The sequence below is a fragment of the Alteromonas sp. R7 genome, assembly GCF_055755235.1.
The window spans coordinates 208978-221620 of record NZ_JBVTQX010000008.1 but is presented as its reverse complement, the minus strand read 5'-3'; the positions used below and the strand labels follow the sequence as shown (position 1 = coordinate 221620).

At 45.7% G+C, this 12643-nt stretch carries 9 protein-coding genes and 3 tRNA genes; 2 read left to right on the top strand and 10 right to left on the bottom strand.

Going from position 1 to position 12643, the window contains the following annotated elements; all coding sequences use genetic code 11:
- The 5 genes from AC0J2X_RS14610 to dnaQ form a co-directional block, all read right to left on the bottom strand.
- Positions 1 to 77: transfer RNA gene (locus tag AC0J2X_RS14610), tRNA-Asp, on the bottom strand.
- A gap of 30 nt (positions 78 to 107) precedes the next feature.
- Positions 108 to 184: transfer RNA gene (locus tag AC0J2X_RS14605), tRNA-Asp, on the bottom strand.
- A gap of 30 nt (positions 185 to 214) precedes the next feature.
- Positions 215 to 291: transfer RNA gene (locus AC0J2X_RS14600), tRNA-Asp, on the bottom strand.
- Between the two features lie 215 nt (positions 292 to 506).
- Positions 507 to 1997, bottom strand: a complete 1491-nt coding sequence (locus AC0J2X_RS14595; RefSeq protein ID WP_278711854.1) for a TIGR03503 family protein — start codon at positions 1995 to 1997, stop codon at positions 507 to 509.
- Positions 1998 to 2051: 54 nt separating this feature from the next.
- Positions 2052 to 2771 carry a DNA polymerase III subunit epsilon gene (dnaQ, locus tag AC0J2X_RS14590; protein WP_014976297.1) on the bottom strand — a complete coding sequence of 240 codons (720 nt, stop codon included), beginning with the start codon at positions 2769 to 2771 and terminating at the stop codon, positions 2052 to 2054.
- 111 nt (positions 2772 to 2882) lie between these two features.
- On the opposite strand from dnaQ, the gene rnhA reads away from it, so the two are divergent.
- On the top strand, positions 2883 to 3353 hold the full coding sequence (gene rnhA / locus AC0J2X_RS14585) for a ribonuclease HI (protein ID WP_014979088.1): 471 nt from the start codon (positions 2883 to 2885) through the stop codon (positions 3351 to 3353).
- Between the two features lie 22 nt (positions 3354 to 3375).
- Here rnhA and AC0J2X_RS14580 read toward each other — a convergent pair whose 3' ends face one another.
- Complete coding sequence (locus AC0J2X_RS14580) at positions 3376 to 4353, bottom strand: NAD(P)H-quinone oxidoreductase (RefSeq protein WP_069944145.1); 978 nt, start codon at positions 4351 to 4353, stop codon at positions 3376 to 3378.
- Positions 4354 to 4609: 256 nt separating this feature from the next.
- On the opposite strand from AC0J2X_RS14580, the gene AC0J2X_RS14575 reads away from it, so the two are divergent.
- Positions 4610 to 5803, top strand: coding sequence for a class I SAM-dependent rRNA methyltransferase (locus AC0J2X_RS14575; protein WP_278711855.1), 1194 nt, complete (start codon positions 4610 to 4612; stop codon positions 5801 to 5803).
- A gap of 100 nt (positions 5804 to 5903) precedes the next feature.
- Here the strand turns inward: AC0J2X_RS14575 and AC0J2X_RS14570 are convergent, their stop codons facing one another.
- The 4 genes from AC0J2X_RS14570 to AC0J2X_RS14555 all read right to left on the bottom strand — a co-directional run bounded on the left by AC0J2X_RS14570 (position 5904) and on the right by AC0J2X_RS14555 (position 12448).
- A complete protein-coding gene (locus AC0J2X_RS14570; protein WP_014976293.1) occupies positions 5904 to 6161 on the bottom strand; it encodes a DUF2061 domain-containing protein in 258 nt (85 codons plus the stop codon).
- Positions 6162 to 6445: 284 nt separating this feature from the next.
- Positions 6446 to 6748: a PilZ domain-containing protein gene (locus tag AC0J2X_RS14565; protein WP_014949177.1), complete on the bottom strand. Its 303-nt coding sequence runs from the start codon at positions 6746 to 6748 to the stop codon at positions 6446 to 6448.
- Positions 6749 to 7005: 257 nt separating this feature from the next.
- Positions 7006 to 11001: an ATP-dependent RNA helicase HrpA gene (gene hrpA, locus AC0J2X_RS14560; protein WP_278711856.1), complete on the bottom strand. Its 3996-nt coding sequence runs from the start codon at positions 10999 to 11001 to the stop codon at positions 7006 to 7008.
- 100 nt (positions 11002 to 11101) lie between these two features.
- On the bottom strand, positions 11102 to 12448 hold the full coding sequence (locus AC0J2X_RS14555) for a Na+/H+ antiporter NhaC family protein (protein WP_472996166.1): 1347 nt from the start codon (positions 12446 to 12448) through the stop codon (positions 11102 to 11104).
- Between the last annotated feature and the right edge of the window lie 195 nt (positions 12449 to 12643).

The window sequence follows — 12643 nt, the reverse complement described above, 5'->3', positions numbered from 1 at the left end:
TGGCGGAGCGGACGGGACTCGAACCCGCGACCCCCGGCGTGACAGGCCGGTATTCTAACCAACTGAACTACCGCTCCACATAATCGAGATTGCGCTGTATAACTAAATGGCGGAGCGGACGGGACTCGAACCCGCGACCCCCGGCGTGACAGGCCGGTATTCTAACCAACTGAACTACCGCTCCGAAGACCTTTTAGTTATACCATTGAAAGAGTGGCGGAGCGGACGGGACTCGAACCCGCGACCCCCGGCGTGACAGGCCGGTATTCTAACCAACTGAACTACCGCTCCACATCTTCAATGTTATCAGTGAGTTGACTTGGCTGTTGTTGCCCTGTCCCCTGACTGCGGCGCAGATAATACGTATTCCCCTATGTGGAGTCAACGCTTTTTATTAATAAAATTGTCATCTGCGGTTTGTTTGCCTGTTAAATAGGCATTATGTCGAAATAAAATTCAAACTGAACAAATTAGCGACGCCTTAAACTGAAGCGCTGGTCTCCCTGCTATTCCTTGTCAGCTTTTTCACGCTTTTTGAATAGCCCTAGCAGTTTTTTAAACCCCTTAGGTTCAGATTCCATAGTAAGGTCAGCATCGGTGGTTTCTCCCGATGGCTTTGCAGTACTATTTGCTTGCTTAGGCGCAGACGCCTTTTTTCGCATAATAATAATTACAGCAGCAGCGATTACTCCGATGAGCACTATAGACCCATTTACGGCCACCAGAATGAGGGTTAGCGTCCCATCATCCATTTCATCTTCTACCGAATTTGGCTGCATATCGTCTTGTGGCACTTCAGGTTGCGTTATTAAGGGTGCACTGCCATCAACGATAGGATCTTTTCCATTGATTAAAGGGTCTTCAACCTCAGGCTCGGCTGGTCCCTCTGCCACAAAACTATATTCAGGGACATCTAATATAAAATCGCGCCCATCCATTGTCGTGCCGTAAGCAGTGAGTTTTACCCTAAAAATTCCTTCTTCGTAGGCGACAATTAAGTGCTCTCGAGGATCCACACCGCCTTCTGTTAGCGAAAAATTCTGCATATCGGAATTAGGAAACTTCACTTTGCCATCGACTAGCAATGACTCGATGTCGACTAATTCACGGTCTACATCAATGATAATTTTATGATAGCCCTCTCCGCCTCCATCCATTTCAACATCAATAGACACGGGATTTTCATGTAAGACGATAAGTTCGCCTATTTGCTCGCGGGTGTACATTGGTGTGCTTACGCGAAAAATAGGCTTCCATTCACCAGCCGGTATTTTCAAGTTGAACTGGCCAGTAAAAACGCCATCTCCTGGTCGCTCATCCATCCCTCGCCCATCGTCTTTAAATGTCGCTATGCGCTGGTCATTTGTACCAAAGTTGCCGTAGTTAGGGTTATTGGTACTCTTAAACTCAATTTCTAAGTCGACGACATCTCTGAACTGTTTGTTTTCTATAGGCTTGCCGTTGTTGGTTAAATAGGCTGTGGATTTGAGTATTTCGCCGGCAAACAGCACATTCGGTAACGGCTCAGCATGAAGTTCAACATTAGACAAAACCATTACACGGCTTTGCGGTAATACTTGACCTACAGCTTGCCAAGGCCCGGGCACAGGATCTTTGATGGTGATCATGTCAAAGGTATCAGCGTCGTACCACTGCACCTTTTCTTCGTCGACGCGTCCTTGAAATAGCTTTGAACCATCGGGTCTAACCAGCACTACAGGGGCAGAACCGTACTCCCTAAAGAAAACCATGGTGATTTCTTTAACGTTATAGTCAACGCGAAAGCGGTTTTGTAACAGTTGAATGGAGTTGGTGTATTCATCACCAAGTTCTGTAAGAGGAGATGTATCTATTGTTGTGTTGCTTGATTGAGCATTTTGTACAGCGCTATCAGTAAGCTGCCTTGCAGCGTCGCGTTCGTCTTCTTGCGACTGAGCACCAGCGCTTAAGTGTATAAACAATGATAAAAAAATTACCCAATAAAACCACACTCTCACGCTACGCTGCTCCTGCATTGTTTGGCTATTTTAGTTCTGTTTGATTATGTTCTGCTAAGACACCTCTTCAGGCTGAGGACGCCATAAACATTTGCCACCCGCTTTTTCGACAATATCCAAGCGGGCCTCATGCTGTGTTATTTCATCGGCGGAGGCTTTAATAACCTTTAATTTATTTGCGCTTCGGTTAATTCTACGAATGGCAGTTGAGTCTGCGTCGCTGCCAGAGCTAGACGCCAGTTTAAGCTTGGTTTGCCCACCGGTCATCAACAGGTAAACATCTGCCAGGATTTCCGCATCCAGCAAAGCGCCGTGCAGGGTACGATGACTATTGTCTATACCATAACGCTTACACAATGCATCGAGGTTGTTCTTTTGGCCTGGGTGCATTTGGCGAGCAAGAGTAAGTGTATCTAGAACATCGCAAATTTGGTTAGTAATAACGCCTTTGGTAGACGCTTCCATGCCAAACTCGTGATCCATAAACCCAACGTCGAAGGGCGCGTTGTGAATGACTAACTGTGCCCCTTTGATAAAGCTCACAAACTCCTGAGCCACTTGAGAAAAGGTAGGCTTGTCGGCAAGAAATTCATTGGTTATACCGTGGACTTCAATTGCCTCTTGTTCAATGTGACGGCCCGGATTGATGTAAACGTGAAAGTGATTCCCCGTCAATCGGCGGTTAACAACTTCAACACACCCTATTTCGATAATGCGGTGGCCTTCTTTGGGGTCAATACCTGTGGTTTCAGTATCGAGAACAATTTGGCGCATGGAACCTCTACTATAATTACACTTTCATTTTTTGATAGTATATCAACCCCTTCGCAATCCGCTAAGGGAAAAGACAATATAAATTAAGCCAGTTAAATCAAAGGAAACGCTGTGGCTCAAAAGACCATTCATATATACACCGACGGCTCGTGCTTAGGCAACCCTGGACCGGGCGGGTACGGAGCTGTACTGATTTACAAGCAGCATAGAAAAGAGTTGAGCGACGGCTTTGCCCACACAACTAATAACCGTATGGAACTATTAGCCCCTATCGAAGCGCTTAATAGTTTAAACGAACCGTGCAACGTTGAATTAACTACCGACAGCCAGTACGTAAAAAACGGTATTAATCAGTGGATCCATAACTGGCGCAAGAACGGTTGGCGCACGGCAGATAAAAAACCCGTCAAGAACGCAGATTTGTGGAAGCGACTAGATGAAGCGGTAAAAAAGCATCAGGTAAACTGGCATTGGGTAAAAGGCCATTCGGGGCACCCTGAAAATGAGCGCTGTGACGACCTGGCCCGCAATGCGGCAGAAGCCAATCCAACGAAACCCGACGAAGGCTTCGTTGGCAATTAGATAAGCGTACTGCAAAGCTCATTTACCAAGAAAGAACCAACTTGCCCTGCGTATCGTTGTTTTCCAAACGCACGTGGGGTTCGCCGATATCTTCAATACTATAGTGAGTATCGATATTTACCCTAAGCTCTTTATTCTCAAAAGCGGGCAAGCATACGGTAGTAAAGTCACGAATTAGATCAGCTTTATAATCGTCGCTTCGATTTCTAAGTGTCGTGCCAATAATGGACGCCCTTTTACCTAACAGCATAGCCATATCGAGGTTATCAGCATATCTCCCTGCCAGCATCGCTAAGTAAACCACTTTTCCATCTTGCTTCAGTATTTTAAGGTTACGGTTGAGGTAGTCGCCACCTACCATATCAAGCACCATATCAACCCCTTCAGGCCAGACTTTTTTAAGCACATCATCAAACTGTTGCTGCTTATAATTGATAAGATACTCTGCGCCATTGCTTTCACACAACGAAAGCTTATCTTGACTTGAAGCCGTTACCGCACTGTGTACGCCCCAATATCGACAAAGTTGCGTGGCAGCCAGCCCTACACCGCTTGCACCGCCATGAATTAACGCCCGTTCAGCCGGCTTTACATGCGCGATTGTGCGCAAACACTGAAATGCCGTAAGAAACACTTCGGCCAAACCCGCGGCTTCAAAAAACGGCATGCCTTTGGGAATGGGCATTAAATGGGCTGGATTAACCATCACTTCAGTGGCATAGCCGCCACCTGCAACCAAACCAAATACTTCGTCACCTTCTTTAAATGCAGTAACGTCACTGGCAACCTCTGACACCACGCCAGCTATCTCTAATCCAAGAATATCGCTCTCGCCTGGTGGAGGTGGGTAATTCCCCTGGCGTTGCAAGGTATCCGCACGATTCACCCCAAACGCTTTTACGTCAACTTTTACTTTCCCTGGTGCTAGCGACAGCCCTTCACATTCCTTTACAACAAGTTCGCTTGGGCCGCATCCTTTTTCAAAATCGACATATCGCATAATTTACATCCAATCCTAGTCTTAAATTTTAATCGTAATTTGGCTACGTACTTTTATATCAAACAGTTTGGGTTTGTTTTGTGTTTATACCAGTCCGGATAGAGCATTTTAACTCTCGCTGAGTGGGTAATTATCTATGCAGATTGGTATTATTAACACAGAACTTATGAAATTGCGTATAATCGCGACCATTCTCATAAGCGAGTAAAATCGCTTAACTCTGTTTCACATTTATTAAATTAGTACGAGAGCCTTCATGTCAGCACAGGTCATATTACAGCCATCCAGAGACAAATCACTTCGCCGCAAACACCCTTGGGTATTCGAAAGCGCTGTGGCTGAACTAAAGGGCCGCGCGCGAGTTGGCGATACGGTAGACGTATTTGACTCTGAAGGCGACTGGTTAGGGCGAGGCGCTTACTCTCCAAATTCAAAAATTCGCGTTCGTATGTGGACATTTAAAAAAGACGAAAGCATTGATAACGGATTTTTCCTACGCCGTTTAGAAACTGCACTAGCCCTTCGCAAACGCTTGTTTGACCCAAACAAAACCAACGCGTTTCGCTGGATAGCGTCTGAAAGTGATGGCCTTCCAGGGATCACTATAGACCTATACGACAATGTTGCAGTACTTCAGCTTTTGAGCGCGGGCGGCGAAAAACACAGAGATAAGATAGTGTGGGCAATTACTAAGCTAATGCCTAATGTACACATATACGAGCGAAGCGACGTGGACGTGCGCAAGAAAGAAGGTTTAGAGCCTGTAACTGGTGTACTGCATGGTGAACCACCTATGCAAGTTACAGTAAAAGAAAACGGCATCAACATAGTGGTTGATATCGAGAACGGCCATAAAACCGGTTTTTACCTTGATCAGCGAGACAGTCGCGCGGCGGCTGCGCACTACGCGAAAGATGCCGACGTACTCAACTGTTTTAGCTACACAGGTACGTTTTCATGCTACGCACTTGCTGGCGGTGCTAAATCAGTGACTAACGTTGATGTATCTCAGCCTGCTCTTGATTTGGCTAAGCACCATGTAGCCATCAATGGTTTAGACGAAAACAAAGCCAATTACGTAAACCAAGACGTGTTTAAGGCACTCAGGGAGTATCACGAGCAGGGCAAACAGTTTGATATGGTGATACTCGACCCGCCAAAGTTTGTCGACAGCAAGGCAACATTAAACCGTGCTGCCCGCGGCTATAAAGATATCAATATGTACGGCATACATGCTGTTAAATCTGGTGGACTGCTGCTTACATTTAGTTGCTCTGGCCTTATGCCGGCAGATTTATTCCAGAAAGTTGTGGCAGATGCTGCACTTGATGCAGGTCGTACTATCAAAATTATCGCAAGGCTTAATCAAGCCTCAGATCATCCTATCATTGGCGGCTATCCAGAAGGCTATTACTTGAAAGGTCTAGTGTGTGAAGTCACCGACGACTAGCGATTAAAAAAGCGCCCTTTTTGATGTATAGGGCGCTTAACGAAATCAATTGAGCTAACATTACGTTGTGCGAAAAGCTTACGAAGGTAAATCCATCCCCCTAAGATGCAAAGGTTATCTCATTGTTAGAAAAGCGACTTGATAACTGTTGTGAACTGTCATCTGATTGTTCCTTTACAACACCCTCTTTTTCTTCAACTTTCTTCCACACCATCTCGTGAAAATAAAACGCCACGGTATTAATGGCTGGCTCAACCAACGCTACAGCACCGCCTACTACCACACTTCCTGTCAGTAAGTAGGCAACCGTAAAGGCCACTGAAAAGTGCATCACTGCAAAGGTCATCGTCTTTTTCATAGTCATCGCTCTCTCAAAATATTAAATCAGTTTGCTTTCGCATTAATGAGAATTATTAGCAATTAAGACTGAGAGTTAAAATAGAAAAAACTGAACGGCCTATTCGGTTTAGTATATGAAAGCTGAAAGACTGTTTTCAAACCACAACGGGCTGGTCAACATAGGAGTGTAAAGAAAGAAGCAACACCGCGAGGATGTCATTGCTGTAGACCCTGACGCTTTGTGCTTTTTAGTTAGACACGAAAAGGCGAAGCTTTTACCCCGCCCTAACACATTAGATTAGACTATTTCATCTGAGAAATTTCGACGCCTATAATACAGCTTGACTCGGATTCAGGTTCACAGCGCACAACAGTCGCTAATGCTGCCAAAGATGGGATTTGCGAACTAGATGACTCTATTGCAACACTCACTTGTGTACCCACCTCAATTGAGGGTTCATCGACTTCCAAAGACATACCTGTAGCACTGATATCTCTACACATTGCCTGCATGGTGCGGCTCGACTCATCATCAGTAATTTGCAACTGACAAGGCGAATTTACCATCATCCTGAAAAAATTTCGCTTATCGTCGTATCCCAACATGTCTACTTCTCCTGATTTTTAGCGTTACGCTGACGACTACATCTGATGTTATAGGGCGATGCCGGTAACTTGTCAATCGAACTGTATAATATTTATTCAACAATTATTAAAAGTGTACTTTGGTCTAATTTCGACTACCTTCCCACTTAAATCAACGACTCAGCCGTTTCTGCCCGCTGTTTTGTTTGCGATAACAAATATGTGCCCTCATGCCCTAGCCTAGCTCATTGATGCTACCTTACACCTAACGCCCTTTTTTAAAAGTCAGCAAGGTGCAAAGTAATACGCTTAGCCGAAATCGGGTAAGCCGTCCCAAGCTGCTGCGCAAACAACGAAACCCGTAATTCTTCTATCATCCAGCGCACATCATTAAGAGCTTGAGGTACTTTACCTTTGGGGTATTTGCTGCACGCCTTTTCCCATTCTTTAATCGACTTTTCTACCGTGACCTGATGCATTCTGTCTTTGTTGGGATCAATGGGGAGCTTCTCTAGCCGACGAACTAAACCTTTAATGTAACGATTCCAATCATCTAATCTGCTCTCGCCAATTTCAGAAACAAAACCAGGAAAAACTAACGATGCCAAGTGGGCTTTACAGTCACCTAGGGCGTTTATCATCGTCAGCGGTACATTACCTTTCATTTGCTTTTGGCACTGGTGCGCAAGGGTAAGCCCCTGCTCCACTTGCGTGGCAATTTCTAACACCCTGTCATTAATGTTTGCACGAGCAATCTCTAAACAGGCCTCAAAATCGGCTTTGCTGCGAATGTCGGTGTTATTGGTTTTGCAGTAATCACTGACAATGGCGTCGATACCCGCAAAAATACAGTCATCAATTAGCGCCTTCACTTGTCCAAATGGGTTGAAATACAAACCCAGTTTGGCTTTATTAGGTAATTTGCTTTGCAAATAATTAAGGGGCGACGGCATCGCGTTTTTAATCAATACATTCACGCCTTGCTTGTGCAGCACTTGGGCTTTATCCGCTTCTTCAATTAGCGCAATATCTACCTTATCGCCCTTTTGAACCAGAGCCGGGAACGCCTGAACTTCAAACCCACCAACTTTCTGCACAAAGGTTTCTGGCAAGCTTTCGAAATCCCACTGTTCGATGTTATTTCGCTCTAATTCCGGTGTTGCGGCTTTCTCAAAGGTTTGCTTCACCTGCCCTGCACACTGCTGTTTAAGCGCGTGCAGGTCGTCACCTTTGGCAATATCATCACCATTGTCATTAACTACTGCAAAGTGCATTTTTAAATGCTTATCAAGCTGATCTAAATTCCACTCTTCGCTTTCAATAATAACGCCTGTCATTTTGCGTAACTTATCGGTTACAGCTTCAAGCAGCGGCACTGGACGGTTGTTTTTATCCGTTTCACTGATATCAGCAAGGCATGCTTCAGCAAAGTTTGGCGCAGGCACAAAGTTACGACGCAAGCGTTTAGGCAAGGTTTTAATTAAACCCACAATGAGGTCGTGCCTTAGCCCCGGCACCAGCCAATCAAAACCTATATTGTCGACTTGATTGAGCACAGGCAGCGGAATCACCACAGTTACGCCATCGTCTTCAGCGTTAGGTTCGAAGTTATAGCGAAGCGGCAGCGTAATATTGCCTTGGCGCCATACATCAGGAAATGCGTTTGCTACCGACTGCCCAGGTTGCTGACGATATACGTCTTCTTCTTTAAACGTTAAACTGTCGTAACTTCCGTGTTGCTTAAACCACTTCTTAAACGCCGCGTCGTTATTGGCTTCAACCGGAATGCGCTTGGCGTAAAAGCTTACCAGTTCTTCATCATCGACTATCAAATCGCGACGACGGGTCTTTTGTTCAAATTCATCAGCTTGTTCAAGCAGCGCCTGATTTTCCTGTAAGAAGCTGTAATTGAGCTTAGTATTGCCCTCAACTAACGCTTCGCGGATAAATAGTTCGTGGCAAATTGGCGGGTCGATAAGGCTATAAACCTTCGCACGCTTCATCACTATGGGTAGCCCGAACAAAGTAACCTTTTCAAAGGCAATCACCGCGCCGCGCTTTTTAGACCAATGGGGCTCTGAATAGCTTCGTTGCACAACATGCTCGGCCAAAGGCTCTACCCATGTTGGGTCTATTTTTGCCACCATACGAGCAAATAGCTTAGAGGTTTCTACAAGCTCAGCTGCCATTACCCATTTTGGCTGAGATTTTGATAATCCCGAACCTGGGAAAATAAGAAAGCGCGAATTACGCGAGCCCATATACTCCCGTTCTTTATCTTTAAAGCCCATGTGAGACAGCAAGCCGCTGGCGATGGCTTGGTGAATAGCCTGATAGTCGGCTTCTTGTTTTGAAATGCCAAAGCCCAGCTCAGCAATAGACTTTTTAAGTTGGCTGACAATGTCCTGCCACTCACGCATACGTAAATAGTTGATGAAGTTTTGCTTACACCATTTGCGCAATTGGTTTTGACTGAGTGCGTTTTGCTGCTCTCTAAACGCCACCCACAAGTTGTAAAGACTGATAAAGTCAGAATCCTTATCGTGGTATTCGCTGTGCTTCTCGTCTGCTTGCTGGCGTTTTTCCTGTGGGCGCTCCCGCGGATCTTGAATTGAGAGCCCCGCTGCAATCACCATGACTTCGCTTAGCGCATTAGTGCGCTCGGCTTCAATCACCATGCGTGCATAGCGAGGGTCGATAGGCAAACGTGCTACTTGACGACCTAACGGAGTAAGCTGCATTTTGCCGCTTTGCTTGGTTTTCCGGTTATCTTTGCCTTTCGCAATAGCTTGAATTTCTTCAAGTAAACGGAAACCGTCGTTGATATTGCGGTTATCAGGCGGCTGAACAAATGGAAACGCAGCGATATCGCCTAACCCTAAAGCAAGCATTTGCAAAATAACCGACGCTAAGTTGGTTCGTAGGATCTCTGGGTCGGTAAATTCTGGGCGGCCTAAATAGTCATCTTCACTATAAAGACGAATACAAATACCGTCAGACACACGGCCACATCGCCCTGCTCGCTGATTCGCTGACGCTTGAGAGATGGGCTCAATAGGTAAACGCTGTACTTTACTTCTAGCGCTGTAGCGTGAAATACGGGCAAAGCCCGGGTCAATGACGTATTTAATGCCGGGGACCGTGAGCGAGGTCTCTGCCACGTTGGTGGCAAGTACAATGCGCCTACCGCTGTGAGACTGAAATATGCGGTTTTGCTCTGCCGCCGACAACCTCGCATACAGCGGAACAATTTCAGTGTTGCGATAATGCTGTTTGCTCAAAGCATCTTGGGTGTCGCGTATCTCGCGTTCTCCGCTTAAGAACACTAAGATATCGCCCGGTGCTTCACGCATTAGCTCGTCGACAGCATTTACGATGGCGTCGCTTTGATCAATATCGTCATCATTGTCTTCTGGCGCGTGGTAGCGAATTTCTACCGGATAGGTACGTCCGCTCACTTCGATAATAGGCGCATTATTAAAATGCTTAGAGAATCGCTCTGGGTCAATAGTAGCTGATGTTATGATGAGTTTTAAATCAGGGCGCTTATCTAAAAGCTGACGCAAATAGCCTAACAAAAAGTCGATATTAAGGCTTCGCTCGTGGGCTTCATCGATGATGATAGTATCGTATTGATTTAAAAAGCGGTCTTGCTGCATTTCAGCTAGCAGCATACCGTCGGTCATAAGCTTAACGTAGCTTCGCTCGCTTACCTGATCGCTAAAGCGAATTTTAAAACCCACCTTTTCGCCAAGCGGCGTGTTGAGCTCTTCGGCTATACGGGTGGCTACACTTCGCGCCGCTAATCGTCTTGGCTGGGTGTGGGCTATCATGCCGTTTACACCGCGACCTAACTCTAAGCATATCTTAGGTAGCTGCGTAGTTTTACCCGACCCAGTCTCACCCGCAACGATAACCACTTGGTTATTCGCAATCGCTTCTTTAATGTCTTCTTTTTTATCGCTAACCGGCAGCGGTGGGTATTCAACTTTGGGTAGGTTGTTCTTACGCCAATTACGCTTTTCTACCGATGCATCGATGTCGCCTTCAAGTTTTTCAAACTGCGCTTTTAAGCTTTCTTCGCTAACCGCGCTGTTACGTTTTGAAACTTTGGGATTAGCAGCTTTTTTCTCCGCGCCTTTTCCTTCAACACCCGATTTATCATTCACTTTTTGTGCAAGCTGCGTAATGCGGCGCTTCAAGCGAAATTTATCTGCGCTCAAACAATCATCTAGTTTGTTGTAAAGAGGTTTTATTGCAAGTGTTGAAGACAAAGTGACATCCTAAAGCGTGTTTCTAATCATCAATAAAATTCGGGCGGTGATCCTAGAAGATACCGCCCTAAAAAGCCAGCGTGTTAAGCGTTACGAGAATTTAAGCGCTTTGGGTTAATTCATCGTCTTGGGGCGTTTTAAAACGGGGAAAACCGAACCAAATGGCCGCCACACCAAACACGAAAATCAGCATGGGATACCAGCAGTACGGTGTAATAGCTAACGGTGAAATACCTACTACGGCCGCGGCACTTAAAAGCTGCGCACCGTAAGGGACTAAACCTTGGAAACTGCACGAAAAGATATCCAAAAGTGATGCGGTACGACGAGGGTCAACACCGTATTTTTCATTTAAGTCTTTAGCAATTGGACCTGCGGTAACAATCGCAATAGTGTTGTTCGCCGTTGTAATGTCCAAAAAGCTAACCAAACCAGCAATACTGAACTCAGCGCCTTTCTTTGACGTGACCTTACGAGTTAAGCGCTCGATTAACCATGTTATACCGCCGTTAGCGTGCATAAGCGCCACAATACCGCCTATGGTTATGGCGATCATCGCTAAGTCTTGCATCCAGCCCATCCCTTTTTGGATGCTCTGCATCATTGAAAGTGGCGTAAAGCTTCCTTGTAGCAAGCCTACTACGCAGGCACTGGCAATACCCACTGCAAGTACGCTAATGACGTTAAACCCTGTTAGCGCAAAAGCAATAATGCACAAGTAAGGCACTATGCGCCAAAAATCGTAGCTGCCGCCTTCAACGATGCCAGAAGTATCAACATCTACCATAAGCAGCAACGCCATGGTGACGCTGCATGCCGGCACAGCAACCATTAAGTTTGCCTTGAACTTGTCTTTTAGCTGAACGCCTTGGGTACGGGTTGCGGCAATGGTGGTGTCTGAAACAAACGAGAGGTTATCACCGAACATTGCGCCCCCCACCACAATACCCAGCGCCATTTCCACCGGCAGCCCTAAACTTGTGGCAAGACCTGCACCTATGGGCGAGAGCGCGGTAATGGTGCCCATAGACGTGCCCATTGAAAATGATATGAAACAGCAAATCAAAAAGAGGCCTGGCAGTATAAGCGCCGAGGGCACAAATTGTAGTGCCATATTCACCGTGGCATCCCGAGCGCCAATATCTATAGTCACCGCATAAAACGCACCGGCTAACAGGAAAATAAGCACCAAAAGAATAATGTTTTTATCGCCACCGCCTTTGCAAAAGGTTTGTACTTTTTCAGAGAAGCTGACCTTTTTCCCTTTCGGGTTTAAACATAGCCCATAGCCAGCGCTGATAAAAAACGCAACCAAAATAGGCATCGCAGTGATGTCGTTTGTAGTAATGCCGGTTACCACAACAAGGATCACAAAAAGCAAAATAGGCGTTAAACCTAGCGGGTTAGGTGCAATAGAATTTGGTGCAATGTCTTTATTTTCGTGCACAGAAAACTCTCTTTTTGGGTTTTATTGCCTGCTAGCAACAGTTTAAAGGCTACGCGGAAAAGCCACCTGCCGGTTGCGAATGCGTAAGAAAAAGCTTCAACGAAACCATATTTTGACGGTCTTGAACGGTGAAAAGCTAAAGCTGCAAAGGATAAAAGGTTTTTAAAGCATTGAAAAGAAATTTACTTTCCAATA

Excerpts from the sequence above, each read along its gene's own strand:
- dnaQ (WP_014976297.1), bottom strand. The coding sequence starts at position 2,771 with ATGCGCCAAATTGTTCTCGATACTGAAACCACAGGTATTGACCCCAAA.
- AC0J2X_RS14580 (WP_069944145.1), bottom strand. The coding sequence starts at position 4,353 with ATGCGATATGTCGATTTTGAAAAAGGATGCGGCCCAAGCGAACTTGTT.
- AC0J2X_RS14575 (WP_278711855.1), top strand. The coding sequence starts at position 4,610 with ATGTCAGCACAGGTCATATTACAGCCATCCAGAGACAAATCACTTCGC.
- AC0J2X_RS14570 (WP_014976293.1), bottom strand. The coding sequence starts at position 6,161 with ATGAAAAAGACGATGACCTTTGCAGTGATGCACTTTTCAGTGGCCTTT.
- AC0J2X_RS14565 (WP_014949177.1), bottom strand. The coding sequence starts at position 6,748 with ATGTTGGGATACGACGATAAGCGAAATTTTTTCAGGATGATGGTAAAT.